The following is a 25,517-nucleotide window of genomic DNA, read 5'->3' on the forward strand; positions in this document are numbered from 1 at the left end:
CCGCTGTGGCGTCGACCATCGGGCTGCTGGAGCTGGCGGCGCAGGGGCGCCAACTGGTGGACTACACGGCGCGCCCGTATGAGTCCTTCATCGCGGTGACCATCATGTACGCGTTGATCAATATCGTGGTCATGCTGCTCATGCGCTGGGTCGAAGGCCGCACCCGCGTGCCCGGCTTCATCGGCGGCAAGTAAGAGGACACGTCATGGCATATACATTCGATTTCAGCTCGATCAACGCGACCACGCTGGACGTGCTGGGCGAGGGGATGCTGGTCTCGCTCAAGATCACCGTCACCGCGGTGGTGGTCGGCATCGTCTGGGGCACCATCCTGGCGATGATGCGGCTGTCTTCCGTCAAGSCGCTGAACTGGTTYGCGCAGGGCTACGTCACCATCTTCCGSTCSATYCCGCTGGTGATGGTGCTGTTGTGGTTCTTCCTGATCATCCCGCAGCTGCTGCAAAAGGCGTTCAACCTGTCGCAGGCATCCGACCTGCGCATGACCTCGGCGCTGATTGCCTTTGCCTTGTTCGAGGCGGCGTACTATTCCGAGATCATCCGCGCGGGTATCCAGAGCGTGTCGCGCGGGCAGATGTTCGCCGCGCAGGCCATGGGCATGACCTACGGGCAGTCGATGCGGCTGGTGATCCTGCCGCAGGCCTTCCGCAACATGGTGCCGCTGCTGCTCACCCAAGGCATCATCCTGTTCCAGGACACGTCGCTGGTCTACGTGAGCGCGCTGGCGGACTTCTTTGGCCAGGCCTACGGCATTGGCGAGCGTGACGGCCGCATCGTGGAGATGCTGCTGTTCGCCGGGCTGGTGTATTTCATTATCTGTTTCTCCGCATCGCTGCTGGTCAAGCGTTACCAGAAAAAGGTGGCCGTATGATTGAAATCAATAACGTCTCCAAGTGGTATGGCGCCTTCCAGGTGCTGACCGATTGCACCACCAAGGTCGCCAAGGGCGAAGTTGTGGTGGTGTGCGGCCCCTCGGGTTCGGGCAAGTCGACGCTGATCAAGACCGTCAACGCGCTGGAACCCTTCCAGAAGGGCGACATCACGGTGGATGGCACCTCGGTGGGCTCGCCCAAGACCAACCTGCCCAAGCTGCGTTCGCGCGTGGGCATGGTGTTCCAGAACTTCGAGCTGTTCCCCCACCTGTCGATCACCGAGAACCTGACCATCGCCCAGATGAAGGTGCTCGGCCGCTCGAAGGAAGAGGCTACGGCGAAGGGCCTGAAGTACCTGGATCGCGTGGGCCTCAAAGCCCAGGCGGCCAAGTTCCCGGGCCAGCTGTCGGGCGGCCAGCAGCAGCGCGTGGCAATTGCCCGCGCGCTGTCGATGGATCCGATCTGCATGCTGTTCGACGAGCCGACCTCGGCGCTGGACCCGGAGATGGTCAACGAAGTGCTGGACGTGATGGTGCAGCTGGCGCAGGAAGGCATGACCATGATGTGCGTGACCCACGAAATGGGTTTCGCGCGCAAGGTCGCCAACCGCGTGATCTTCATGGACCAGGGCAAGATCGTCGAGGACTGCGCCAAGGAGGAGTTCTTCGGCAATATCGAAGCGCGCTCCGAGCGGGCCAGGCAGTTCCTGTCGAAGATCCTGCATCACTGATGCGGGCAGTTGCCTCCTCGCGCTGATGGGTGGCAGGATGCAAAAAGGGACGCCGAGGCGTCCCTTTTTGTTTGGCGCGTGGCGCTGCCGCAGGCTTAGAGGCCGTTTCAAAATGAAGCGAAGCGGTTCTGGCTAGGCGCGCGGCCGCAGACAGTACAAGTGGATCGGCCAAGGCCGCGCAACGACGCCAGCATCTTTTTGAAATGGCCTCTTAGGTGCAGGCGCTGTTGGCCGCGTTCTTGGCCTGGACTTCCGGCGGGATCGGCACCGTCAGCGTCATCACCGAGCGGCCTTCCTCGAACATCATCAGCTCGCCGGGCGCGAAGGCGGTCCAGGTTTCGTTGTCGGTCAGTGGCGCGGTGGCGATCACCGCCACGCGGTCATCGGGCGTGGTGACCTGGGCGAAATCGATCGACAGATCGGCATCGATCAGGTGGGCGGTGGAGAACGGCCACTGGCGCACGATGTAGTACAGGCGCGTGGAGCAGTGGGAGAACAACGCCTGTCCATTGGACAGCAGGTAGTTGAACACGCCGTGCTGCGTGATCTCGCGCGTGATGTCCGCCAGCGCGTGGCACAGCTCGTTGAGCGGCGGCTGCGAGCCGGGGAAGCGCTTGCGCAGCCCCTGCATCAGCGTGCAGAAGGCGAGTTCACTATCGGTGTCGCCGACCGGCTGGTAGACCCCCGAGAGGAAAGGCGAGAAGTCCTTCAGGTCGCCGTTGTGGGCAAAGATCCAGTGCCGCCCCCACAGCTCGCGCATGAAGGGATGGCAGTTTTCCAGCCGCACCGTGCCCTGGGTCGCCTTGCGGATATGGGAAATGACGTTCTTGGATTTGATCGGGTAGCGCTTGACCAGCTCAGCCACGGGCGAGGTGCCGGCGGACTGGTTGTCGATGAACAGGCGGCAGGCCTTGTCCTCGAAGAACGCCACGCCAAAGCCATCGGCATGGTGGTCCGTGACGCCGCCGCGGGCGGCGAAGCCGGTAAAGGAGAACGTCACGTCGGTCGGCGTGGCGCAGTTCATGCCGAGCAGCTGGCACATGGCGGGCACCGGACCGGCAGCAGGCTGCCGGATTGCAATAGAATGTTCCATTATCCGGCCTGCCCGGGTTATCTGCCAAGCGCAGCGCGTTTTTCCCCGATTTCCATACCATGCAGCGGGCCCTCGAGACATGAGCAAGTACAAGATCGCAGTCATCCCCGGCGATGGCATTGGCACCGAAGTGATGCCTGAGGGCCTGCGCGTGATGGACGCCGCGGCGCGCCGGTTCGGCATCGACATGCAGTTCGATCACTTCGACTTCTCCAGTTGCGACTACTACGCCCGCCACGGCAAGATGCTGCCGGACGACTGGTTCGACACCCTGGTCAAGTACGACGCCATCTACTTCGGCGCGGTGGGCTGGCCGGACGCCGTGCCCGACCACGTCTCGCTATGGGGCTCGCTGCTGCAGTTCCGGCGCTCCTTCGACCAATACGTCAACCTGCGCCCGGTGCGGCTGATGCCCGGTATCCGCAGCCCGCTGGTGGACCGCGACGGCAATGCGCGCAAGCCGGGCGACATCGATTTCTACGTAGTGCGCGAGAACACCGAGGGCGAGTACTCCAGCATCGGCGGGCGCATCTTCCCCGGCACCGACCGCGAGGTGGTGATCCAGGAAACGGTGATGACGCGCACGGGCGTGGACCGCATCCTCAAGTTCGCCTTCGAGCTGGCGCAAAAGCGTCCGGCCAGGCATCTGACGTCGGCCACCAAGTCCAACGGCATCTCCATCACCATGCCGTACTGGGACGAGCGGGTGGAGGCCATGGCTGCCAACTACCCCGGCGTGAAGGTTGACAAGTACCACATCGACATCCTCACCGCGCACTTCGTCCAGCATCCGGACTGGTTCGACGTGGTGGTCGCCAGCAACCTGTTCGGCGACATCCTGTCCGACCTGGGCCCGGCCTGCACCGGCACCATCGGCATCGCGCCCTCGGGCAATATCAATCCGGACCGCACCTTCCCCAGCCTGTTCGAGCCCGTGCACGGCTCCGCGCCGGACATCGCCGGGCGCGGCGTGGCCAACCCGATCGGCCAGATCTGGTGCGGCGCCATGATGCTGGAGCACCTGGGCCAGCCGGAAGCCGGCGCGGCCGTGCTGGGTGCCATCGAGAAGGTGCTGTCGGCCGGGCCGGAACATGCCCCGCTGACCCGCGACATTGGCGGCAAGGCCGGCACGGCGGACCTGGGCCAGGCCATCGCGCGCGCGCTGTGAGCACGGCCGCCCAACCTTTGCCGGCCACCGCGGCCGACGCGCGCGCCTTGCTGCTGGATAGCTTCCATGCCGCAGTGGCGGCAGCGGACCCACTGAGCATCGTGGCGGACCACCTGCCGCCGCCCCAGGCTGGCGGGCGCACCCTGGTGGTAGGCGCTGGCAAGGCTGCGGCCTCGATGGCGTTGGCCGTGGAGCGGGCATATGCCAGCCGGAGCAGCGCGGTGCAGCTCGACGGCCTGGTGGTGACGCGCTACGCCCACGGCCTGCCGACCGAACACGTGCGCGTGATAGAGGCCGGCCACCCGGTGCCGGACGAGGCTGGCGAGCGCGCCGCGGCCGAGATCCTGGCGCGGGCGGGCGAGCTCGGGCCGGATGACAGGCTGATCGTGCTGGTGTCCGGCGGCGGCTMCAGCCTGCTGTCGCTGCCGGCCGACGGCATCGCCATGGCGGACCTCAAGGCCGCCACGCAGGAGCTGCTGCGCTGCGGCGCTCCCATCACGGACATGAATATCGTGCGCAAGCACCTGTCGCGCATCCAGGGCGGGCACCTCGCCCAGGCTTGCCGCGCACCGGTGACCACGCTGATCGTGTCAGACGTGGCCGGGGATGACCCCAGCGCCATCGCCTCCGGTCCCACCGTGCCCGACGCCAGTACCTACGCCGATGCCCTGGCGGTCCTGCGCCGCTACGGTGCGGTGGTCCCGCCGGTGGTGCAGGCTTACCTGGAGCGCGGTGCGCGCGGCGAAGTGGCGGAAACGCCCAAGCCCGGCGATCCGCTGTTCGCGCGGGTTGAGAATCGTGTGATCGCTACCGCACACGGCAGCCTGATGGCGGCAGCGGATCACTTCCGCGCGCGCGGCATCCAGCCGGTGGTACTGGGCGACACGGTGACCGGCGAGGCGCAGGAAGTTGCCCGAGTCTACGCGGCGCTGGTGCGCGAGATACGCGCGTACAATGCGCCATTCGCGGTGCCCGTGGTGCTGATTTCCGGTGGTGAATGCACCGTCACGTTGCCGCAGGGCGGTGGCGGGGCGGCTGGAAAGCCCCGTGGCGGAAGGTGCTCGGAGTTCCTGCTGTCGCTCGCCCTGGAGCTGGATGGCGTTGATAATGTGTACGCCATCGCGGCGGACACCGACGGCATCGACGGCTCGGAGGACAATGCCGGCGCGTTGCTGGACCCGTCCACGCCCGCGCGTGCGCAGGCTGCCGGTGCACCGGCGCGCGCCCGGCTCGACGCGCATGATGCCTGGGGCTTCTTCGATGCCGCCGGCGACCTCGTGGTGACGGGCCCCACGCGGACCAATGTGAATGACTACCGCGCCATCCTGATTCTGTAATCCCTGACAAGCGCCAGCCGTGACTGCCGGCCGGCCCACGAAAGCCATGACCCAGACTCTCACCATTACCCGCCCGGACGACTGGCACCTGCACCTGCGCGACGGCATCGCCCTCGCCGCCGTCCTGCCGGATACCGCTCGCCAGTTCGCCCGCGCCATCATCATGCCCAACCTGAAGCCGCCCGTGACCACGGTGGCGCAGGCCGCGGCCTACCGCGACCGCATCCTGGCCGCACTGCCGGCCGGCATGGCGTTCGAGCCGCTGATGACGCTGTACCTGACCGACAAGACCACGGCCGAGGAGATCGTTGCGGCCAAGGCCAGCGGCTTCGTGCACGGGGTCAAGCTGTATCCGGCCGGCGCCACTACCAACAGCGATGCCGGCGTGACCGACCTGCGTCACTGCGCGGCAGCCCTGGAAGCCATGCAGCGCGTGGGCCTGCCGCTGCTGGTGCACGGCGAAGTGACCGATCCGGCGATCGACATCTTCGATCGCGAAGCCGTCTTCATCGACAAGGTCATGACGCCGCTGCGCCGCGATTTCCCGGCGCTCAAGGTGGTGTTCGAGCACATCACCACCAAGGATGCGGCCGAGTACGTGCGCGACGCCGAAGGCCCGGTCGCCGCCACCATCACTGCGCATCACCTGCTGTACAACCGCAACGCCATCTTCACCGGCGGCATCCGCCCGCACTATTACTGCCTGCCGGTGCTCAAACGCGAGACCCACCGCGAAGCTCTGGTGGCCGCGGCCGTGTCTGGCAGCGAGCGCTTCTTCCTCGGCACTGACAGCGCGCCCCACGCGCGCGGGCTGAAGGAGCATGCCTGCGGCTGCGCCGGCTGCTATACCGGGCTGCACGCCATGGAGCTCTACGCCGAAGCTTTCGAAGCCGCCGGTGCGCTGGACAAGCTGGAAGCCTTCGCCAGCTTCAACGGCCCGGCGTTCTACAGCCTGCCGCGTAATAGCGGCACGCTCACCCTGGTCCGCGAGGCGTGGGAGCTGCCGGCCGAGCTGCCATATGGCGATACCACGCTGGTGCCGCTGCGCGGCGGCGAGACGCTGCATTGGAAGGCCCGCTAAGCCGCGCTGGCGAAGCGGAGGCGGAAGCGGCAGTGCAAGCAGAAAGCCAGGTCCGGCCGGCTGCGGCGTCACGGGATGCCGACGCCGCAGCCGGGCTGGCGCTGGTCGCCGCGGTGGCGCAGATCGACTGGGCGCAGCCGTGGTTCCGGCCGTTTGCCACCATCGGCTCGGCGCTGGTCAGTGCGTTGCAAGGTGGCGCCGACCTGCGCGCCGTCCTCAGYGAAGTGGCCGCGCAGCGCGCGCTGCGCAATGCCCGCGGCGTGCCGCTGCGTTTCGTTGCGCAAGCCGAATTGCCCGCCGGCACGGCCTACGAGGCACATATTTACGCCACCGGCGCCGTGCCGACGCGCGACAACCTGCACGATTTCTTCAATGCGCTCATCTGGCTGCATTTTCCCCGTGCCAAACGCGTGCTGAACCGGCTGCAGGCCCACGCTATCGCGGTGGCAGGCGTGCAGGGCCGCCGTGGCAGCCTGCGCGATGCCGCGACCTTGTTCGACGAGAACGCCATCCTGTTCCTGAGTGCCGACAGTGGCCTGGAGTCCGTTTTGCGCGGTTTTGGCTGGGAGCACCTGTTCGTGGCGCGGCGGGATGTCTGGGACGGTAGCGAGCATGCCGGAAGCCGTGACAGCACTGCCCGCTGTAGCGTGGTGCCCTTCGGCCACGCTCTGCTGGAGAAGCTGGTGCGGCCCTATAAGGCCCTGACCGCGCATGCGTGGCCACTGGCCGTCCCGCCGGCTGCAGGCGCTGCGCTGCCCGGCTCGCTCGACGATTCCGTGTGCGCCTCGCTCGAAGCGGCCGAATTGCAYAGCGGCCGCTTTGCGCCGTTGCCGGTGCTGGGCATTCCCGGCTGGTGCGAAGCCAATCGCGATCCGGCCTATTACGCGGATACCACGGTGTTTCGTCGCGGGCGCCGCGCGCAGGCCGCATGAGGGTGGCCGGTTCGCGGCCAAACGGTGTTAGACTGCGGGCCGCAAAGCAGGCCAGACAATCGCTGCTTGCACCCTCGTGGTGCAAGGGGAGGAAAGTCCGGACTCCATAGGGCAGGGTGTTGGCTAATAGCCATCCACGGCAACGTGCGGAATAGGGCCACAGAGACGAGTCTTGCCATCGGGTTCGCCCGATGGGAAGGGTGAAACGCGGTAACCTCCACCTGGAGCAATCCCAAATAGGCAGGCATTGAGGCGGCCCGCTGAGCCTGCGGGTAKGGAGCTTGAGCCGGTCGGTAACGACCGGCCTAGAGGAATGATTGTCACGTGCCGGCAACCGCAAGGAAGCCGGCGCGCACAGAATCCGGCTTATCGGCCTGCTTTGCTTCTGATTCTTTAGTGTGGCGCGCACCCATCCCAATGGGGGCGCCACCGCCGGCTCCCACGGGCTGGCCAGGCGCCAGGCGCCTACACCCTACACCTCTACAATTTCCATCGTGTGCGTGATTTCCGCCGTCTTGGCCAGCATGATCGAGGCCGAGCAATACTTGTCGTGCGACAGGTGAATGGCACGCTCGACCGCGCCGGGGTTCAGGTTGCGCCCGCTCACCGTGAAATGGAAGTTGATCTTGGTGAAGACCTTCGGGTCTTCGCTGGCGCGCTCCGCGTGCAGCTTCACGCTGCAGCCGCGCACATCCTGCCGGCTCTTCTTCAGGATCAGCACCACGTCATAGGCGGTGCAGCCGCCGGTGCCCAGCAGGACCATTTCCATCGGACGCGGGGCCAGGTTGTGGCCGCCGCCCTCGGGTGCACCGTCCATCGCCACGATATGGCCACTGCCCGTCTCGGCCACGAAGCTCATGCCGTCGGTGCCCATCCAAGTTACTTTGCATTCCATTTTGTTCGATCCTGCGTTCTAGTGAGTGCGTATTCGATCAAGAACACGCGATTTCAAAGCTTGCTTTTTGAGTATAGGCCACTTGTCTGGAAGCGCCATAATTCGGCATTTCTCCCGGAAACTGAAGCTCTCTTCTAAGATGACAGTACCGTGACAGCGCAGTCAATTCTTAAGTTATTGATTTTATTGTATAAAAAATCGTCTTGTGCCTCTTGATGATTTTTTACAATGCGGAATGTCATTTCGCAGTGCAAATTTCCTTGCGCTGAGAGGGCGCTCATGTATAATTTGAATCATTGAACGACGGCGCGCAACACGGCGCAGAGTGCGAAAGCGAATCGGATGGTTTCAGCCACATTCGTCGGCCCGCACCTCGATCCAGCCCCGTCGGTCTCCCAGTGTCTCCTCCACCCTCCTCCTTTGGTGGATTCAAACCCAAGCTCAATAGCTTGGGTTTTTTTTATTCTGCGCCTGCCAGGCCCGAAGCGCATCCCGCCGTAAGTGCCTCATGGGTTGCTTCTATGCTGTTCGCTGGCATCCTGGATGGCGAACAGCACACGGAGGGGCATCATCTTGGTGTTCTTCCCTAACTTTCCTTGTGCTCGGGCCGCAGTCCGCAGTATACTCGTAGGCTTTTCCGTCATGCCCGCGGGAAGGAATTCAGGGAGAGCCTGCACATACAAGCAGGAAGGTCAGATCCTAAGGGTCGGCCGACGACGTAAAGTCAATGTTTCGGGCAGGTTCTACAAGTCTCAGGAAAAATCATGAAGACCTTTTCCGCAAAGCCTGCAGAGGTTAAGCGCGACTGGTACGTGATTGACGCGACGGACAAAGTCCTCGGCCGTGTTGCCAGCGAAGTGGCACGCCGACTGCGCGGCAAGCACAAGCCGGAATTTACTCCGCACGTCGACACGGGTGATTACATCATCATCGTCAACGCAGGCAAGCTGCGTGTCACGGGTACCAAAGAAACCGACAAGAAGTACTATCGTCACTCGGGTTACCCGGGCGGCATTTACGAAACGACGTTCGGTAAGATGCAGCAACGTTTCCCGGGCCGCGCCCTGGAAAAAGCTGTGAAGGGCATGTTGCCGAAGGGCCCGCTGGGCTATGCGATGATCAAGAAGCTGAAGGTTTACGCCGAAGCCGAGCATCCGCATGAAGCGCAGCAGCCTAAAGCGCTGGAAATCTAAGGGGGCCATCCATGATCGGAAATTGGAATTACGGTACTGGCCGCCGCAAGAGCGCAGTGGCTCGGGTCTTCATCAAGTCGGGCAAGGGCGATATCATCGTCAATGGCAAGCCCATCAACGAGTATTTCGCTCGCGAAACCTCGCTGATGATCGTGCGCCAGCCGCTCGAACTGACTGCCAACGCACAGACCTTCGACATCAAGGTCAACGTCACTGGCGGCGGTGAAACGGGTCAAGCCGGCGCAGTGCGCCACGGCATCACCCGTGCACTGATCGACTACGATGCCACCCTGAAGCCGTCGCTGTCCAAGGCCGGTTTCGTCACGCGCGATGCGCGTGAAGTGGAACGTAAGAAGGTCGGTTTCCACAAGGCGCGTCGTCGGAAGCAATTCTCGAAGCGTTAATGTGTGTTCGGCAGGTCCGGTTCAACCGGATCTGGCCGTTCAGAAAAAACCGCACGGTTCGCCGTGCGGTTTTTTTTTGCCGCTAGCGCTCGTGAAGGCGCGCGCAATGGCGTGTAACGGCAGGCTATCACCACGTTTTACAAATACTTTGCATCGCCCCGGATACAATCCCTGCTCTTGCCGCCCGGAGAACCCGACCATGATGCATTGGATGCGAAGGCCTGCCGACCCGTACCGCGTCCGCCTGCCGGTGCCGCGAGCCCGCGGCGCATGAAGTATCGTGTGCTGCGCCCGCGCCGGGGCTCGCTATCCGGGAGCCTGGCGGTGCGTTCGCATCTGCCGTGGCCGCTGCGTGCGCTGGGCGCCGCCGCGGCGCTCGTCGTCGTGCTCGTGGTGGTGGTGGTCGCTGCGCGTTGGGCGTACGACGCTGGCCGGCGGCTGGCTGGTGCGCCGGATATGACGGCGGAGAACAAGGCCCTGCGCGAGCAGGTGGCGGCGATGACGGCTCAGCACGAACGCTTGCAGGCGGTGGCCAACACCGCCGAGGCGCAGTTGCAGATGGCCCGCAGCGCCCAGGAGGCGCTGACCGGGCAGTTGAAGACGGCGGAAGGCGAGGTCGCCCAACTCAAGGAAGACCTGGCATTTTTCGAGGGCCTGCTCCCGGCCAGCGGCAATACGTCCGGCATCCATGTGCGGAGTTTTCGCGTGGGTCTTGATGAAGCCGACCCGCTGAAGATGCACTATCGATTGCTGATAATGCAGGGTGGATCCAAGGCTTTTTCATCCTTGCCTGAGTTCCATGGTGAGCTACAGTTGGTCGTTTCGCTGATGCGGGATGGCAAGCCGGTCACCTTGAGCCTGCCGGAAAATGGCGCTGGTTCGCTGCCTGACCTGCGGGTCATGCACTACCAGCGGATCGAAAGTGCCTTTGCGCTGCCTGCCGGCGCCACGGTACGGGCGGTCACGGTACGAATTTTGCAAAACGGTCAGTTGCGCGCGACCCAGACGGCCATGCCGTAAGGGTGCGCTGGGCCAGCAACGAAAAAAGGGACCTATGTTGTTTTCCAAGAAGAAAGGCTTGTCGATCGATACCCTGATCGGCCAGCACAGCGTGATCCAGGGCGACCTGACGTTTTCGGGCGGCCTGCGCCTGGATGGYCGGGTACGCGGCAATGTGACGGCGGCTGCCGACCAGGCGAGCATGCTGGTCATCAGCGAAAAAGGCGTGGTCGAGGGCGAAGTCCGGGTCGGGCACCTGATTCTCAACGGCACGGTCACCGGACCTGTGCACGCGACTGAACTGCTGGAGTTGCAACCGCACGCCCGCGTGGAGGGCGAGGTGCACTACGCCGCGCTGGAAATGCACCAGGGGGCATTGGTGGAAGGCCGCCTTGTGCCGCTCGGCAATGCGCAACCCAAGGCGCTGCCCAACCTGGTTCTGGCATCCGGCACGCAAGAATCCGCCTGATACGGCACCCGTGGCCTGATTGCACCAACAGAACCCCTTGAATTCACGGGGTTTCGGCACGATCTTCCCGGAGCGCTTAAAATACAGGCGTATCTACATAGGAGAACCCCATGAACGCAGTCGCAGAGGCACCCGTTACCGAGGACATGCCGGCCCCGTTCGTCTTTACTGACAGCGCTGCCGACAAGGTCAAGCAGTTGATCGAGGAAGAGGGCAATGCCGATCTGAAACTGCGCGTGTTCGTGCAGGGCGGCGGCTGTTCCGRCTTCCAGTATGGCTTCACCTTCGACGAAGAGGTGAACGAGGACGACACCACGCTGGACAAGAATGGCGTCACGCTGTTGATCGACTCGATGAGCTACCAGTATCTGGTGGGCGCTGAGATCGATTACAAGGAAGACATCAACGGCGCACAGTTCGTGATCAAGAACCCCAACGCAAGCACCACCTGCGGTTGCGGCTCTTCGTTCTCGGTGTAAGGCTCGCAAGAGCGCCGCGGTTTCCGACAGGTTCTCGCGGCAATAAAAAAGCGCACCTTGGTGCGCTTTTTTATTTATGCGTCCCGGCGCCAGACCACCGGGAACCAGTCCTCGCGCATCCGCTCGCCACTGGCCAGGCTGATTCCGGGGAAGGGCGGCGAGGTGCGGCCAGGCCGCTCCAGATAGCGCACGTCGTCGCCCAGGAAGCGTGCCGAGAAGGCGCGGCGCCGTCCCGTGCCGGTATTGCCTGCGGCACCATGTACCGTGCGGAAGTCGAACACCACGGCATCGCCCGGCTCCAGCTCCGGTATCAGGATTGTGTGGCTGCCGTCGTCCACATCCGGCATCTCCATGAACTGGTCGCTGCCAGCATAGAAATTCTCATTGCTGGCCCAGCGCTTGGGCCTGACCAACTTGGGCCAGCGGTGCGAGCCCAGCACCACACGCAAGGTATTGGCGGTGGTAACCGGGTCCAGAGGGATCCAGTAGCTCGCGGTCTGCAAGCCATCCACGCAGTAGTAGGGCAGGTCCTGGTGCCACGGCGTGGGCTTTGCCGTGCCCGGTTCCTTGACCAGGATGTGCTCGTGGAACACCTGGACGGCCTCAGCCTGCATGATGTGGCCGGCGATGGCTGCGGCCGGTGAGCGCCGGATGAAGTCGGCGAACGGCTGGATGCGCTCCCAGTTGCAGTAGTCCTCGAAAAAGCGGCCGCGCTCAGCGCTGCCGACGTTTTCGATGGCAAACGGGCCCGGCTTCGCGAGATTCTGCTCGAATCCTTCGCGCAGCGGTGTCACCCAATCGGTGAAAGCGCCGCGCAATACCAGGGCGCCGTCGCGCTGGTAGGTCTCGATTTCGGCTGCGGTGATGTGCATGAGTGTCCCATGGGTGGCTGGCTTGGGACGAGTATCGGGGCAGGGTGGCAATAGGAAAAGAATATATTTCCTATGCTGTAGTATAGGAAATCATGATTGGATTCTCCTTCCGCCAGCTCGAGTACTTTGTCGCGGCCGCCGAGCACGGCAGCATTAGCGCGGCTGCCCGCGCGCGCCACGTGTCGCAGCCTTCCGTGTCGCAGGCCGTGGCGCAGCTCGAGGAAACGCTGGGCGAAATCCTGTTTCGCCGCCAGGTCAGCCGCGGTCTGGAGCTGACGCCGGCTGGCCAGCGCCTGCTGGGCCGCGCCCGCGACATCCTGGCGCTGGCCGCCGGCCTGGCAACCGATGGCGTGGACCAGGCGCAGGCGCGCGGCCTTAGCGGGCAACTGTCGCTGACGTGCTTCCAGGATCTCGGCGCCTACTACGCACCGCGGCTGCTGGCCGGCTTCCGGCGCCTGCATCCACATGTTGCCGTGACGCTGTTCGAGGCCGACCTGGCCACGGTCCATCGCACGCTCGCTGCCGGCAAGGCGGAGCTGGCGCTGACCTACGACCTCGGCTTCGACCAGCGCATTGCGCGCTGGGTACTTGCCCGGCTTGCGCCCTACGCGCTGCTGCACGCCGGTCATGCGCTGGCCGTGCAGCCAAGCGTGAGCCTGCAAGACCTGGCTGGCGAACGGCTGATCCTGGAGGATATTGCGCAAACACGTGAGTACTTCCTCTCGCTGTTCTGGGCGCACGGCTTGCGCCCGCAACTGCACCAGTACACGCAGACTTTCGAGATGCAGCGCGGCCTGGTGGCGCACGGCTATGGCGTGGCGCTGTCATGCACGCGCCCGGCGGGCGATCACAGCTATGACGGGCAGCCCATCGTTTGCTTGCCGCTGCGCGAGGCCGTGACGCCGCAGCGCGTGGTGCTGGCGCGTTCGCCAGCCATGCGGCCTTCGCCCGTTGCGCAAGCGTTTATCCAGTGGGTTTGCGAGGCAGGCCACGCCGAGCCGGCGTGAGGGTGGCTAGGTGTTGCTATCGGGGGTAGAGCGCGCCCAAGACACGCGGGCCGGCCGCGCCAGTGACGGTAGGCACATTGCCCGGCGCCCCGCGCAGCATCTGCCGCGCCAGCCAGGCAAAAGCGATGCCCTCCACCTGTGATACGGGAACGCCCAGATCGTCCGAGCTTTGCACCGTGACAGCGGGCAGCGCCTGCGCCAGCAACGCCATCACCAGGCGGTTGCGGGCGCCGCCGCCGCACACGATCAGCCGCGCCGCGTCGGGCGCGTGCTGCTTGACATCGTGGGCGATGGCCCCGGCGGTCAGCGCGGCCAGCGTGGCCTGCACGTCGGCGGGATCGAGTGCCGTGCCGTGCTGGGAAAGATGATTTTCCAGCCAGGCGGGATGGAACAGGTCGCGGCCCGTGCTCTTGGGCGGGGCCACGCTGAAATAAGGCTCGGCCAGCAGGCGCGCCAGCAGCGCCTGGTTGACCTTGCCGCTGGCGCCCCAGGTGCCGTCGGCATCGTAGGCCAGGCCGTGATGCCGGTCGATCCAGTAATCGAGCAGCACGTTGCCCGGGCCGCAGTCGAAGCCGGTGACCGGCCGCGCCGCGCCGCCTTCGCTGGTGGCGGGCAACACGCTGATATTGGAGATCCCGCCGATATTGCAGGCCACCCGTGTCTGGGTGGCGTCGCCGAACAGCGCCTGGTGCAGCGCCGGTACCAAGGGTGCGCCCTGGCCGCCGGCCGCTACATCGCGGCTGCGGAAATCCGCCACCACGTCGATACCCGTCAACTCTGCCAGCAGCGCGGGTTGCTGGCTCTGGCGGGTATAGCCGATGCCGTCGTACAAGCCGGGCCGATGGCGCACGGTCTGGCCGTGCGCACCGATCGCCGCGATGGCGTCGGGCGTCTGCCCGGCATCGCGCAGCAGGGTTGCCACGCAAGCCGCATAGACACGCGCCAGCCCATTGGCGGCCAGCGCCTCGCGGTGGATTTCATCGTCGCCGGGCTGCTGCAGCGCGCTGAACGCGTCGCGCAGCTCGGCCGGGAAGGGCTGGAAGGCTGCCGCCAGCACCGCGGGCCGTGGCCCAGAGAAATCGACCAGCACGCCGTCCGCGCCGTCCATGCTGGTGCCGGACATGATGCCGATAAAGCAGTCTGGGGACGAGGTTGGCATGCTGGGCTGGCTCGATGGATCAATTGCTGGCCGAAGCCACGTTGTAGGTACGCAGCGCGTTGATGCGGCTGAGCATCTCGCTGGTATAGCTGAGGAACTGCTGGCGCGCCGGGCCGGACAGCGCAGGCGTGTCGAGCGCGGCGATGGCCAGCGGGTTCAGTGGCACATCGTTGACGCGGAACTCGTAGTGCAGGTGCGGGCCGGTGGCCCAGCCGGTCTGGCCGACGTAGCCAATGACCTCGCCTTGCGACACATGCTGCCCGCGCTTCATCGTGGCAAAGCCGGACAGGTGCGCGTAGTAGGTGGAGTAGCCGCTATGGTGCTTGAGGATGACGATGTTGCCGTAGCCGTTCTGCTGGCCGGCAAACTCGACTTCGCCGTCGCCGGTGGCCATCACCTTGGTGCCCGTGGGTGCGGCAAAGTCCACACCCTTGTGCTGTGCCCAGTGGTGGTGCAGCGGATGGTCACGTCCGCCAAAGCCCGACGACACGCGCGAGAACTCCACCGGCGAGCGCAGGAACGGCCGCTTCATGCTGCGCCCGTCAAAGGTGTAGTACGCGCCCTGCTTGCTGCCTTCCGGTGCGTACCAGAGTGCCTGGTGCAACTGGTTGTGGTTGATCAGCTCGACCGCCATCACGCGCCCGTTGCGCACGAACGCGCCATCGCGGAAGCCCGCTTCGTAGACGATGCGGAAGCGGTCTCCGCTGGTGATGTCATGGTGGAAATCGATCACGCCGGAGAAGATCGAGAGCATCTGCTGGACGATCTCGTCGGGTACATTGGCCGCGTCCATGGCCTTGAAGAAGCCACCCGAGGCAATGGCGCCGGACAGCATCTCATAGTGCAGCTCGTTCTTCACCGACTGCACGCGGGCCTTGTAGACCGGATCGGCAGGGTCGCCCGCGCGTTCGATCACCAGTTCGCGGGAGGCGTTCGCGTCACCGCCAAGGTTGGCTTGCAGCGACACCAGCAGGTTGTTCTCGTCGACCTCGGCCTGCACCGTCTGGCCGGGATTGAGGTCGAACAGGCCGCGCGCCGTGGTGTTGCGCCGGATAAAGGCCTGCGCATCGGGGTCGTCCACGCCGAGCCGCTTGAGCAGGCTGGAAATGGTGTCGCCGCGCTGCATGCGCTCTTCGCGCACAAAGGTGGCGTCGGTTTCGGTAAGCTGTTCGAGTTGCGTGCGTAGATCGGGCAGGCGTATCGCCTCCCGGACACGCGGAGCCTGGGGGTCGTCGAAGGCGCTACGGGGGGCCACGCCCATGGCGGCTGCCATGCCCAGCGTGAACACCGTACCCACCGCCGCTGTCAACTGCTTGCGCCGACGGGCGTGCAGGGCATTGGTAGGATCGACCAGAACCACCAGCTCACGCGCGAAAACTTCGCGGAGTCTGGACCACATCACGTAAAATTCACTCTTTGTTTCGGGCTGCGTTGCCGCGACGATTTTTTGCCTCGTCTGCCTTCCTCCCCGGAGGTGCGGCGCCTGCCATATTGGTTTGCCGCCTAGAATGGCGGTTGGCCCACGGGAACATTCCCGTTTGCACAAGAAGCGCGGATTATACCAAAACCGGCCGCAAGCCGTTTTGTGCCGCCGTCTGAATTCTCATGTTTTTCAAAGACTTACGTCATGACTGAAGTTTCCTCCGGCGTTGCCACTTCCTACCCCCTCACGCCCACCGTGATGCACGCCCTGGAGGTGTCCAAGCGCGGTTGCGACGAACTGCTGGTCGAATCCGAATGGCTGGCCAAGCTCGCGCGCAGCGAGGCCACCGGTGTGCCGCTGCGCATCAAGCTGGGGCTGGACCCCACCGCGCCCGATATCCATATCGGCCACACGGTGGTGCTCAACAAGATGCGTCAGTTGCAAGACCTGGGCCACCAGGTCATTTTCCTGATCGGCGATTTCACCTCCACCATCGGCGATCCGTCCGGGCGCAATGCCACCCGTCCCCCGCTCACGCGCGAACAGATCGAGGCCAACGCCCAGACCTACTACAGCCAGGCGAGCCTGGTGCTGGATCCGGCCAGGACCGAGATCCGCTACAACWSCGAGTGGTGCGATCCGCTGGGCGCGCGCGGCATGATCCAGCTGGCGGCCAAGTACACCGTGGCGCGGATGATGGAGCGCGACGACTTCACCAAACGCTTCCGCACTGGGATTCCGATTTCGGTGCATGAGTTCCTTTACCCCCTCATGCAGGGCTACGACTCCGTCGCGCTCAAGGCCGACCTGGAGCTGGGCGGCACCGACCAGAAGTTCAACCTGCTGGTGGGCCGGGAGCTGCAGAAGGAATACGGCCAGGAGCAGCAGTGCATCCTGACCATGCCGCTGCTGGTGGGCCTGGATGGCGTGGAGAAGATGTCCAAGTCCAAGGGCAACTACATCGGCGTGACCGAAGCCCCGAGCGAGATGTTCGGCAAGCTGATGAGCATCTCGGATGATTTGATGTGGAAGTACTACGAGCTGCTGTCGTTCCGCCCCATGAGCGAGATCGACCTGATGAAGCAGGAGATCTCGCTGGGCCGTAATCCGCGCGACTGCAAGGTGATGCTCGGCCAGGAGATCGTCACGCGCTTTCACAGCGCAGCCGACGCCGACCGCGCGCTCGAGGATTTCAACCACCGCGCGCGCGGCGGCGTGCCCGACGAAATCCCCGAGGTCAGCCTTTCCGGCGCACCGCTGGGCATCGGCCAGTTGCTCAAGCAGGCCAACCTGGTGCCGTCCACGTCGGAAGCCAACCGCAATATCGAGCAGGGTGGCGTCAAGATCGACGGCACCATCGTCAGCGACAAGGGGCTGAAGGTCGAGGCCGGCAGCTACGTCGTGCAGGTGGGCAAGCGCCGCTTCGCACGCGTGACGCTGGCTTGAGGCCGGGCAGGAACGGCTCATGATTGCGTTGATCCAGCGGGTCACCCAGGCCCGCGTCACTGTCGACGGCCGCACCGCCGGCGAGATCGGCGCCGGGCTGCTGGCGCTGGTCTGCGCCGAGCGCGGCGACACCGAAGCGCAGGCCGAACGCCTGCTCGCCAAGCTGCTGGCCTACCGCGTGTTCTCCGATGAGGCCGGCAAGATGAACCTGCCCGTGCAGGACATCGATGGCCGCGGCACGCGCGGTGGCCTGCTGGTGGTGTCGCAGTTCACGCTGGCCGCCGATACCAACAGCGGCACGCGGCCCAGCTTCACCCCGGCCGCGGCGCCCGCCGATGGCGAGCGCCTGTACAACCATTTCGTGGCGCGTGCGCGCGCCGCGCACGGCGAGGTGCAGACCGGCGAGTTCGGCGCCATGATGCAGGTCAGCCTGGTCAATGATGGTCCGGTCACCTTCTGGCTGCGCGTGCCGCCGTCCGCGCCGTCCGTCCACGCTCAGCCAGCCCAGGCCAGCCGCTGATGCGGCGGCGGCCCGACCGGACATGACCCAGACAGTCACCCTCTACATCGCCACCAGCCTCGACGGCATGATCGCTTCGCCGGATGGCAGCGTGGACTGGCAACTGGTGGCGCACCGCGCCTTCGACGACGGCCTGCTGCAGCTCAGCTACCGCCGCCGCACGTCACCGCCGGGACCGGCCTTGGCCTGATCCCGCATGCCGCGCAGTGCGCGGCGCAACCCAGCAAGGAGAGAAACATGAAGCTCTGGAGCAAGGCATTCAGCGACAACGGGCCGATTCCCATCGAGTTCGCTTTCGGCGCGATCGACCCCGCCACCCACGTGACGCTGTCGAGCAACCGCAATCCCGACCTGCACTGGGACGAGGCCCCGGCCGAAACGCGTTCCTTCGTGCTGATCTGCCACGATCCGGACGTGCCCAGCCGTGGCGACGACGTGAACCAGGAAGGCCGCGAAGTGCCCGCTTCGCTGCCGCGCGTGGACTTCTTTCACTGGGTGCTGGTGGATATTCCGATGGGGCTGCGCACCATCTCCGTGGGCACCCACAGCGATGGCGTGATCGCGCGCGGCAAGCCGGGCCCCGAGGCCACCGGCGGCACGGCCGCGGCAGGCGGGCTGCGCCACGGCCTGAACGACTACACCGGCTGGTTMGCCGGCGACCCGGACATGAAGGGCGACTACTACGGTTACGACGGCCCGTGCCCGCCGTGGAACGACAGCCTGGTGCACCACTACGTGTTTACCGTCTACGCGCTCGACCTGGACCGCCTGCCGCTAGAGGGCACCTTCACCGGGGCCCAGGTGCGCGAGGCCATCCAGGGCCACGTGCTGGCGCAGGCTGCCTGCACCGGCACCTATACCCTCAATCCGAAGCTCGCCGGCCAGCCGGCGCAGTAAGCACGGGCCGCGCGGCGCGCAAGCGCTGCGCGCCAGGGGCGCCACGACAGCACAGCGTAGCGCCGCCTAAATCGCCTAAAGGAAACGGCATGTCGCAATTGCCCGGGCCGCATTCGCTGGCCTTCACCCACCTGATCCTGATCCGCCACGGCGAGACCGCATGGAACCGCGAGCGGCGCCTGCAGGGCCAGCTCGACATCCCGCTCAACGCCACCGGCGTGGCGCAAGCGGATGCCCTGGCCCAGGCGCTGGCGGTCGAGCCGATCGATGCGGTCTACGCCAGCGACCTGTCGCGCGCGATGCAGACGGCGGCGCCGCTGGCCGAGGCGCTCGGCCTGGCGGTGCAGCCCGATCCCCGCTTGCGCGAGCGCTGCTATGGCTCGCTCGAGGGCATGACCTACGCGGAAGTGGCCGAGCAGATGCCCGAGGATTTCGCCAGGTGGCAGGCGCGGGTTCCCGACTACGCGCCCGATGGCGGTGAGTCCCTGCTGGCGTTTCATGAGCGCGCGGTGGAAGCCGCGCTGGCGCTCGGGCGCCGCCATCCCGGCGAGCGCATTGCCCTGGTGGCCCACGGCGGCGTGCTGGACTGCCTGTACCGCGAAGCCAACGACATGACGCTGGAGGCGCCGCGCCGGCATGAGTTGCTCAATGCCAGCATCAACCGGCTGCGCTGCGACAGCGTGCGGCTCACGGTCATGCAATGGGCGGACGTGGGCCACCTGGAAGCGGTGACGCTGGACGAAGTCGACCGCAGGGTGCCCTGAGCCGTGCTGGCTGCGCCGGGCGCGCCTTACACCCGCAGGCGGAAGGGCGTGAAATCGGTATTGCGGTCGTAGTAGTCTTCGCGCTCGGCGCGCTTGAGGAAGTTCACCACCTTGTAGGTGACCGGCGTCATCACCACTTCCCACGTGGTCTTGAGGAAGTACTGGGCAATGGCGACCTGGATCACCTTTTCCATCGGCCAGATGCCGTAGAAGGCGATCACGTAGAACAGCGAGGAATCGACCAGCTCGCCGGCCAGCGTGGAGCCGATGGTGCGGGTCCACAGCCAGCGGCCATTGGTCCACAGCTTCATCTTGGCCAGCACATAGCTGTTGGTGAAGCTGCCGCAGCAGAAGGCGATCAGCGAGCCCAGCGCGATGCGCCAGGTATTGCCGAAGACGTCTTCCAGGCTCTTCTGGTAATCGCTCATGAAGGGCGCCACCGGCATTCTCAGCACCACCAGGCTCATGAAGGTGGCGAACGCCAGCGCCGCGAATCCGGCCCAGACCACCCGGCGATCGCGCCCGTAGCCGTAGACCTCGGTCAGCACGTCCCCAAAAATGTACGAAATCGGGAAGAACAGCACGCCCGCGCCGAAGGTCACCGGGCCGATCACCGGCAGCGTGACCTGGGCCGCCTTGGCTGCGCCGATCAGGTTGGAGCACAGCAGGACCGTGACGAAAGCCACCATMACGAGATCGTAGTAACGATAGACGCGCCCGCTATGGGCGGGCGTGGCGCTTGACATGGTCATCGGGGTGTTCCAGGGGCGATTTTTGGGCGATTATGCCAGCCGCGCCCCCACCTTGCCCCGCCACACTGTAGACGAGCGCGCGCCCTGGCCGGGTCGCCCCGCGCCAGGGCTGCCTGAGCGGGCTGCGGCTAGATGTTCAGCTTGCTGATCTTGGAGCCGTCCAGCGACACATCGAACATCAGCCCGACATTGGTCTGCACGAAGCCGATCACAGGCTGCTGGCCGGTGATCGTATCGAGTTTGCCGTTGGCACCGATTTTGGCGAGCGCCACGCCGGCATCCGCGCCGACCGTCCAGCCGCTGCTGTTGACGAACTTGTTGTAGGCATCGGGCGTCATGAACATCAGCACCACGGACTTGGACTGGCCGCCGGCGGTCGCGCCGACCGAGGCCGAGGTGGTGCGGTAATAGCTCACCGAGGCGCCCTTGGCGCGCAGCACGCCCTCGCCGTATTCGCCGCCGACCACCAGCCCTGCCGACAGCACACGCGGGAACACGAGGATGCCCTGGGCGCGCGAGGCCAGCTCGCGCGAGCTGTCGACCGTCGCGAACAGCCGGTTGAGCGCCCCGTCGGCACCCGCGTCGATCTCTTTCTTCTTGGCCGCAGCGTCGGTTGGCGCATAGGCGCCGGTGGTGGTGCAGCCAGCCGCGAATGCGGTGGCCACGACCAGGCTTGAGCCCGCCAGCCGGGTGACAAAGTGGCGTCGATTCATGTGCTCTCTCCTGTCTGGGATCAGTTAGCCGGCCGTCGGGCATCTGCCGTCAGTTGTCGCCTTKCCTTGGCGGTCGGGGCTAAGTCATTGTGGACAAGGAGGAAGCAGCCAGCAATGCACGACAAAAGAATTGTCTGCGGGCCTCGAAATGACTTAATGCGGGTTTCGATGCCGCTCAGGCTGGGGCCGAATCGCTCTCGCCGGGCGCCGCCAGCCCGAAGTGCCGGTAGGCGGCTGCCGTGGCCATGCGCCCCCGCGGCGTGCGCTGCAGGTAGCCCTGCTGGATCAGGAAGGGCTCGAGCACGTCCTCGATGGTGTCGCGCTCCTCGCCGATGGCGGCGGCCAGGTTATCCACGCCCACCGGGCCGCCGCTGAACTTGAGCAGGATGGCTTCCAGCAGCTTGCGGTCCATCAGGTCGAAGCCGACCGCATCCACGTCGAGCATGGCGAGGGCGGCGTCCGCAATGCTGCGAGTGATATTTCCGTCTCCTTTGACCTCCGCAAAGTCGCGCACGCGGCGCAGCAGCCGGTTGGCGATCCGCGGCGTGCCGCGCGCGCGGCGTGCGATTTCCAGCGCGCCCAGCGGGTCGATGCGGGCACCCAGCAACTGGGCGGAGCGCGTGACGATGCGTGACAGCTCCTCGGCGGTGTAGAACTCCAGCCTTGCCACGATGCCGAAGCGGTCGCGCAGCGGGTTGGTCAGCATGCCCGCGCGGGTGGTGGCGCCGACCAGCGTGAAGGGTTGCAGGTCCAGCTTGACCGAGCGTGCGGCCGGGCCTTCGCCGATCATGATGTCGATCTGGTAGTCCTCGAGCGCCGGGTACAGGATTTCCTCGACGACCGGGGACAGCCGGTGGATTTCGTCGATGAACAGGACGTCGTTGGCTTCCAGGTTGGTCAGCAGCGCCGCCAGGTCGCCCGGGCGCTCCAGCACCGGGCCGGAGGTCTGGCGCAGGTTGACGCCCATCTCGCGGGCGATGATGTGCGCCAGCGTGGTCTTGCCCAGCCCCGGCGGCCCGAACAGCAACACGTGATCGAGCGCTTCGCGCCGGTTGCGCGCGGCGTGCATGAAGATGTCGAGCTGGCCGCGCACTTTTTCCTGGCCAACGTATTCGTCGAGCAGCTTGGGACGCAGCGCCCGCTCGAAGGCCTCCTCGTTAGGGGAGACAGCGGTGGGGGCGATGACGCGATCGGCGCCCCGCTCGGTGGCTAGCTTGTCGGTTTCGATCATGTTACGGAGGCGGGCAAAGTGGTTGGATTGTAGCCCTTCCGGCTTGCTCAGCCCTTGGACAGGGACTTCAGCGCCATCTTGATGCCGTCGGACACGCCGGTGCCGGCCGGCACCGGCTTGATCGCCAGCGCTGCCTCTTTCTCCGAGTAGCCGAGCGCAAGCAGCGCGTTGAGGATGTCGACGGCGTTATCGTGCACCGGCGTGCTGCCTGGCGCAGCCCCAAGCTCGGCGCCCAGCTTGCCTTTGAGTTCGAGCAGCAGGCGCTCGGCGGTCTTCTTGCCGATGCCCGGCACGCGCGTCAGCCGTCCGGCTTCCTGCAGCGTGATGGCCTGCGCCAGTTCGCCGACCGACATGCCGGAGAGCACCGCCAGCGCCATGCGCGCACCGATGCCGGTGATCTTGATCAGCTCGCGGAAGGTGTTGCGCTCGGTGGCGCTGCCAAAGCCATACAGCAGGTGCGCGTCCTCGCGCACGATCTGCTGGGTCAGCAGGGTGACGGGATGGCCGACGGCAGGCAGGTTGTAGAAGGTACTCATCGGCACGTCGATCTCGTAGCCGACGCCGTGGCAATCGACCAGCAGGTGCGGGGGATTCTTCTCGATGAGGGTGCCGGCGATGCGTCCGATCATGGTGTAGTGTCTGCAGCGAATTACGGCGCGCGCGCCGGGGTGGGAAGGGATTGCGGCGGCGGCCAGCGCGGGGGAAGGCCCGCCATCGCGAAGGCCGCCAGTGTAGCCCAGCGTGCGGCGTACCGGCGCGGCGGACCATGTTGGCCATCGACTATCGGCTATCGGCTATCGGCCCAGCGTGTCCACCGCCTCGCGTCCCAGCGCGGGATCGTCGGTGAAAAAGCCGTCGATGCCGGCGGCGAGGAAGGCTTGCACTTCGCGCACCATGCCGCCTGGGCTGCGCGTGGCATCGTCGCCGCCGGTGCGCAGGTTGCGCGGCAGGAAGGTGTTCTCGGGACGGAAGGTATAGGGATGGACCAGCAAGCCTTGCGCGTGCGCGTTGCGCGCCAGCGCAGTCGGCGTGCCGAGGTTGCCATTGGCGTCGCGGGGCACCACGCTGGACTTCTCCGGGCCGATGCCGTTGGCATAGCTGGCCACTTCGCGCAAGCCGATCGGCGTCATCATGTCGGCGTAGGTGCGGGTGTCGCCGGCCAGGCGCCAGTCGGCAGGCCGGTTCTTCGCGCCGCCCATCAATTGGATCAGCTTCACATTAGGCATGCCCTGGGCCAGGCGCTGGCGCATCTCGCGCAAGTTGCCGGTCTCGAAGGACTGCACGAACACCGGCGCGCTGCGCGTGTACGCATGGGCTTGCAGCGTGGCCACCAGCTTCTCCTCCAGCGGCAGGCCGATGCCGCGGAAATAGCTCGGGTGCTTGGTTTCCGGGTACAGGCCGATCACGCGCCCGCTGTGTTGCGATGCCTTGGCCACCAGCTCGATGATTTCGTCGAAGGTGGGGATCTCGAACTTGTCGTTGTACTGGGTATTGGCCTTGCGCACCTGCGCGATACGCTCGCGCGCACGCAGCGTCTTGAGTTCGGCCAGCGTGAAGTCTTCGGTAAACCAGCCATTCAGGCGTTCGCCGTCGATCACCTTGATGCGCTTGCGGCTGGCGAACTGGGGCAGCTCCGCCACGTTGGTCGTGGTGCCGATCTCGTTCTCGTGCCGGGCCACCAGTACGCCGTCGCGCGTCATCACCAGGTCGGGCTCCACCACGTCGGCACCGTCGTCGATKGCGCGTTGATAGGACGCCAGCGTGTGCTCAGGGCGCAGCGCACTCGCGCCGCGATGCCCGATCACCAGTGCCTTGGGCACGGCCGGGGCCGGGCCAGGGGCAGGGGCTGCCGGGACAGTGGCCACGGGTGGCAGCGCGGCGCAGCCGGCGAGAACCGCGGCGGCCAGCGCGGACAACAGCGCCGGCAGGCGAGCAGAGCGGGGCGGATTCAAGGCGCGGAACGCGCGAGGCGAGCGGAGCATGCGGCATCCTTTGACGGGCAATCGCTCGATTGTAAGAGACTTGACGGTGCAAGCGGCTGCTTGGCCGCCTGGGCTCGCTCAGCCGATCAGGCGCCCACGCCGTACCCGCATGCCCTTGCGTACCAGGTCCGGGGCCAGCCCGGTCAGGGCGGTGAGCGTGTTGCTGCCATTGGCATGGCAGATTGCCATGCCCAGGGCATCCGCCGCGTCGGAACTGGGGCGTCCCGTCAGGCTCAGCAGGCGCATCACCATTTCCTGCACCTGCTCCTTGTTGGCGCGGCCGTAGCCGACCACCGCCACCTTCAACTGAAGTGCCGTGTACTCGAACACCGGCAGGCCATGCGTGACGAGCCCGCAGATCGCCGCGCCGCGGGCCTGGCCCAGCAACAGCGTGGATTGCGGGTTGACGTTGACGAATACCTTCTCGATCGCGGCGCAATCGGGCGCGTAGGTGCGGGTGACTTCGCTGATGCCGTCGAAGAGGGTTTTCAGCCTCGCAGGCAGGCCGCTGTCGCCGTCGCTCTTGATGGTGCCGGAGGCGATGTAGGTTAGCTTGTTGCCGTGCTTTTCCAGCACGCCGAAGCCGGTGGTACGGAGGCCGGGGTCGATGCCGAGGATACGCATGAGGGTCGGGCTCGGCTTTTAATGGGTGATGGGGGATTGTAACGTTGGGAGGGTAGGGGTGACTGCAATTGCGATTGCAACTGCCTAATGTCAAAAGCAACTGCAACTGCAACTGCAACTGCAACTGCAACTGCAACTGCAACTGCAACTGCAACTGCAACTGCAACTGCAGTTTCACCACCCCTGCGGGGCGGCGACCTACTTTTTTGTCTTGCCAAAAAAGTAGGCAAAATAGGCGCGCCGGATGGGGCGACTACCTCCTCGGGCTTCGACGAAAAGAGCGGCCGGGACCCAAACTCGCATCGCCTTAAGGCGATACTCAGACATGGGTCCCTCTTTTCCGCTCTTTTCGYSRAATCCCGAGGCGCCCCATACGGCCTWGGTRAACCTTSACGGCTCGCTTCGCATYGCGTTGGGGTGTGGCCCGCCCTTCGGGCGCTTCACACGGCTACACCAA

At 65.4% G+C, this 25,517-nt stretch carries 28 protein-coding genes, 1 other RNA gene and 1 pseudogene; 19 read left to right on the plus strand and 11 right to left on the minus strand.

Translation table 11 applies throughout. The annotated features are described in order from the left end of the window. The 3 genes and pseudogenes from AC1DS3_RS08595 to AC1DS3_RS08605 all read left to right on the plus strand — a co-directional run. Window positions 1–194 (plus strand): annotated as a pseudogene (locus AC1DS3_RS08595) (amino acid ABC transporter permease); the annotation flags it as partial. A gap of 11 nt (window positions 195–205) precedes the next feature. Continuing rightward, on the plus strand, window positions 206–889 hold the full coding sequence (gltK, locus tag AC1DS3_RS08600; protein WP_477127014.1) for a glutamate/aspartate ABC transporter permease GltK: 684 nt from the start codon (window positions 206–208) through the stop codon (window positions 887–889). After that, on the plus strand, window positions 886–1,620 hold the full coding sequence (locus tag AC1DS3_RS08605) for an amino acid ABC transporter ATP-binding protein (protein WP_150987966.1): 735 nt from the start codon (window positions 886–888) through the stop codon (window positions 1,618–1,620). Before gltK ends, AC1DS3_RS08605 begins: the two co-directional genes overlap by 4 nt. 211 nt (window positions 1,621–1,831) lie before the next feature. Here the strand turns inward: AC1DS3_RS08605 and AC1DS3_RS08610 are convergent, their stop codons facing one another. Next, window positions 1,832–2,662 (minus strand): class II glutamine amidotransferase, encoded by an 831-nt coding sequence (locus tag AC1DS3_RS08610; protein ID WP_043343649.1) that lies wholly within the window; start codon window positions 2,660–2,662, stop codon window positions 1,832–1,834. Window positions 2,663–2,792: 130 nt separating this feature from the next. Here AC1DS3_RS08610 and AC1DS3_RS08615 point away from each other — a divergent pair, with 130 nt between their 5' ends. The 5 genes from AC1DS3_RS08615 to rnpB all read left to right on the plus strand — a co-directional run bounded on the left by AC1DS3_RS08615 (window position 2,793) and on the right by rnpB (window position 7,616). After that, a complete protein-coding gene (locus AC1DS3_RS08615; RefSeq protein ID WP_441640552.1) occupies window positions 2,793–3,881 on the plus strand; it encodes a tartrate dehydrogenase in 1,089 nt (362 codons plus the stop codon). After that, entirely contained in the window at window positions 3,878–5,218 is a 1,341-nt protein-coding gene (locus AC1DS3_RS08620; protein ID WP_477127015.1) for a glycerate kinase type-2 family protein, read from the plus strand. Before AC1DS3_RS08615 ends, AC1DS3_RS08620 begins: the two co-directional genes overlap by 4 nt. Before the next feature lie 46 nt (window positions 5,219–5,264). Further along, window positions 5,265–6,299 carry a dihydroorotase gene (gene pyrC / locus AC1DS3_RS08625; RefSeq protein WP_441640550.1) on the plus strand — a complete coding sequence of 345 codons (1,035 nt, stop codon included), beginning with the start codon at window positions 5,265–5,267 and terminating at the stop codon, window positions 6,297–6,299. A gap of 95 nt (window positions 6,300–6,394) precedes the next feature. Then, window positions 6,395–7,231: a DUF3025 domain-containing protein gene (locus tag AC1DS3_RS08630; protein ID WP_441640561.1), complete on the plus strand. Its 837-nt coding sequence runs from the start codon at window positions 6,395–6,397 to the stop codon at window positions 7,229–7,231. 43 nt (window positions 7,232–7,274) lie between these two features. Beyond that, window positions 7,275–7,616: RNase P RNA component class A (gene rnpB, locus AC1DS3_RS08635), an RNA gene on the plus strand. A gap of 87 nt (window positions 7,617–7,703) precedes the next feature. On the opposite strand, the gene AC1DS3_RS08640 is transcribed toward rnpB, so the two are convergent. Then, window positions 7,704–8,126 (minus strand): OsmC family protein, encoded by a 423-nt coding sequence (locus AC1DS3_RS08640; RefSeq protein ID WP_441640549.1) that lies wholly within the window; start codon window positions 8,124–8,126, stop codon window positions 7,704–7,706. A gap of 764 nt (window positions 8,127–8,890) precedes the next feature. Between AC1DS3_RS08640 and rplM the strand changes: the two genes are divergently transcribed. From rplM to erpA, 5 genes are all read left to right on the plus strand, one after another. Beyond that, the gene (gene rplM, locus AC1DS3_RS08645) at window positions 8,891–9,319 is read left to right on the plus strand and encodes a 50S ribosomal protein L13 (RefSeq protein WP_006156415.1); all 429 of its coding nucleotides are present in this window, start codon (window positions 8,891–8,893) and stop codon (window positions 9,317–9,319) included. An 11-nt stretch (window positions 9,320–9,330) separates the two neighbouring features. Next, window positions 9,331–9,723: a 30S ribosomal protein S9 gene (gene rpsI / locus AC1DS3_RS08650; protein ID WP_006156414.1), complete on the plus strand. Its 393-nt coding sequence runs from the start codon at window positions 9,331–9,333 to the stop codon at window positions 9,721–9,723. 270 nt (window positions 9,724–9,993) lie between these two features. Beyond that, a complete protein-coding gene (locus AC1DS3_RS08655) occupies window positions 9,994–10,743 on the plus strand; it encodes a DUF6776 family protein (protein WP_441640548.1) in 750 nt (249 codons plus the stop codon). Window positions 10,744–10,777: 34 nt separating this feature from the next. Continuing rightward, window positions 10,778–11,191, plus strand: coding sequence for a bactofilin family protein (locus tag AC1DS3_RS08660; protein ID WP_441640547.1), 414 nt, complete (start codon window positions 10,778–10,780; stop codon window positions 11,189–11,191). Window positions 11,192–11,301: 110 nt separating this feature from the next. Beyond that, window positions 11,302–11,670, plus strand: a complete 369-nt coding sequence (gene erpA, locus AC1DS3_RS08665; RefSeq protein WP_477127016.1) for an iron-sulfur cluster insertion protein ErpA — start codon at window positions 11,302–11,304, stop codon at window positions 11,668–11,670. 74 nt (window positions 11,671–11,744) lie between these two features. Here the strand turns inward: erpA and AC1DS3_RS08670 are convergent, their stop codons facing one another. Beyond that, the gene (locus AC1DS3_RS08670) at window positions 11,745–12,542 is read right to left on the minus strand and encodes a phytanoyl-CoA dioxygenase family protein (protein ID WP_477109300.1); all 798 of its coding nucleotides are present in this window, start codon (window positions 12,540–12,542) and stop codon (window positions 11,745–11,747) included. 92 nt (window positions 12,543–12,634) lie between these two features. Between AC1DS3_RS08670 and AC1DS3_RS08675 the strand changes: the two genes are divergently transcribed. Next, window positions 12,635–13,549 (plus strand): LysR substrate-binding domain-containing protein, encoded by a 915-nt coding sequence (locus AC1DS3_RS08675; RefSeq protein ID WP_441640545.1) that lies wholly within the window; start codon window positions 12,635–12,637, stop codon window positions 13,547–13,549. A gap of 16 nt (window positions 13,550–13,565) precedes the next feature. Here the strand turns inward: AC1DS3_RS08675 and AC1DS3_RS08680 are convergent, their stop codons facing one another. After that, window positions 13,566–14,708 (minus strand): anhydro-N-acetylmuramic acid kinase, encoded by a 1,143-nt coding sequence (locus AC1DS3_RS08680; protein ID WP_441640544.1) that lies wholly within the window; start codon window positions 14,706–14,708, stop codon window positions 13,566–13,568. 19 nt (window positions 14,709–14,727) lie between these two features. Further along, window positions 14,728–16,107 (minus strand): peptidoglycan DD-metalloendopeptidase family protein, encoded by a 1,380-nt coding sequence (locus AC1DS3_RS08685; protein ID WP_477109301.1) that lies wholly within the window; start codon window positions 16,105–16,107, stop codon window positions 14,728–14,730. Window positions 16,108–16,335: 228 nt separating this feature from the next. Between AC1DS3_RS08685 and tyrS the strand changes: the two genes are divergently transcribed. From tyrS to AC1DS3_RS08710, 5 genes are all read left to right on the plus strand, one after another. Further along, entirely contained in the window at window positions 16,336–17,577 is a 1,242-nt protein-coding gene (gene tyrS / locus AC1DS3_RS08690) for a tyrosine--tRNA ligase (RefSeq protein ID WP_477127017.1), read from the plus strand. Window positions 17,578–17,596: 19 nt separating this feature from the next. Then, window positions 17,597–18,097 carry a D-aminoacyl-tRNA deacylase gene (gene dtd / locus AC1DS3_RS08695; protein WP_441640541.1) on the plus strand — a complete coding sequence of 167 codons (501 nt, stop codon included), beginning with the start codon at window positions 17,597–17,599 and terminating at the stop codon, window positions 18,095–18,097. Between the two features lie 22 nt (window positions 18,098–18,119). Further along, window positions 18,120–18,287 (plus strand): hypothetical protein, encoded by a 168-nt coding sequence (locus AC1DS3_RS08700; RefSeq protein WP_441640540.1) that lies wholly within the window; start codon window positions 18,120–18,122, stop codon window positions 18,285–18,287. A gap of 47 nt (window positions 18,288–18,334) precedes the next feature. Next, window positions 18,335–18,994 (plus strand): YbhB/YbcL family Raf kinase inhibitor-like protein, encoded by a 660-nt coding sequence (locus AC1DS3_RS08705; RefSeq protein ID WP_477127018.1) that lies wholly within the window; start codon window positions 18,335–18,337, stop codon window positions 18,992–18,994. An 89-nt stretch (window positions 18,995–19,083) separates the two neighbouring features. After that, window positions 19,084–19,758, plus strand: coding sequence for a histidine phosphatase family protein (locus AC1DS3_RS08710; RefSeq protein ID WP_441640538.1), 675 nt, complete (start codon window positions 19,084–19,086; stop codon window positions 19,756–19,758). Between the two features lie 26 nt (window positions 19,759–19,784). Here the strand turns inward: AC1DS3_RS08710 and AC1DS3_RS08715 are convergent, their stop codons facing one another. The 6 genes from AC1DS3_RS08715 to ruvC all read right to left on the minus strand — a co-directional run bounded on the left by AC1DS3_RS08715 (window position 19,785) and on the right by ruvC (window position 25,060). Further along, window positions 19,785–20,510: a queuosine precursor transporter gene (locus tag AC1DS3_RS08715; RefSeq protein ID WP_441640537.1), complete on the minus strand. Its 726-nt coding sequence runs from the start codon at window positions 20,508–20,510 to the stop codon at window positions 19,785–19,787. 128 nt (window positions 20,511–20,638) lie between these two features. Then, window positions 20,639–21,223, minus strand: a complete 585-nt coding sequence (locus tag AC1DS3_RS08720; protein ID WP_441640536.1) for a BPSL1445 family SYLF domain-containing lipoprotein — start codon at window positions 21,221–21,223, stop codon at window positions 20,639–20,641. Window positions 21,224–21,398: 175 nt separating this feature from the next. After that, window positions 21,399–22,454 (minus strand): Holliday junction branch migration DNA helicase RuvB, encoded by a 1,056-nt coding sequence (ruvB, locus tag AC1DS3_RS08725; protein WP_477109302.1) that lies wholly within the window; start codon window positions 22,452–22,454, stop codon window positions 21,399–21,401. 47 nt (window positions 22,455–22,501) lie between these two features. Further along, entirely contained in the window at window positions 22,502–23,083 is a 582-nt protein-coding gene (gene ruvA, locus AC1DS3_RS08730; RefSeq protein ID WP_441640534.1) for a Holliday junction branch migration protein RuvA, read from the minus strand. A 165-nt stretch (window positions 23,084–23,248) separates the two neighbouring features. After that, window positions 23,249–24,436: a glycerophosphodiester phosphodiesterase gene (locus AC1DS3_RS08735; RefSeq protein WP_441640533.1), complete on the minus strand. Its 1,188-nt coding sequence runs from the start codon at window positions 24,434–24,436 to the stop codon at window positions 23,249–23,251. A 78-nt stretch (window positions 24,437–24,514) separates the two neighbouring features. Further along, window positions 24,515–25,060, minus strand: a complete 546-nt coding sequence (gene ruvC, locus AC1DS3_RS08740; RefSeq protein ID WP_174427462.1) for a crossover junction endodeoxyribonuclease RuvC — start codon at window positions 25,058–25,060, stop codon at window positions 24,515–24,517. Between the last annotated feature and the right edge of the window lie 457 nt (window positions 25,061–25,517).

This window comes from Cupriavidus sp. 01L46 (assembly GCF_056399905.1).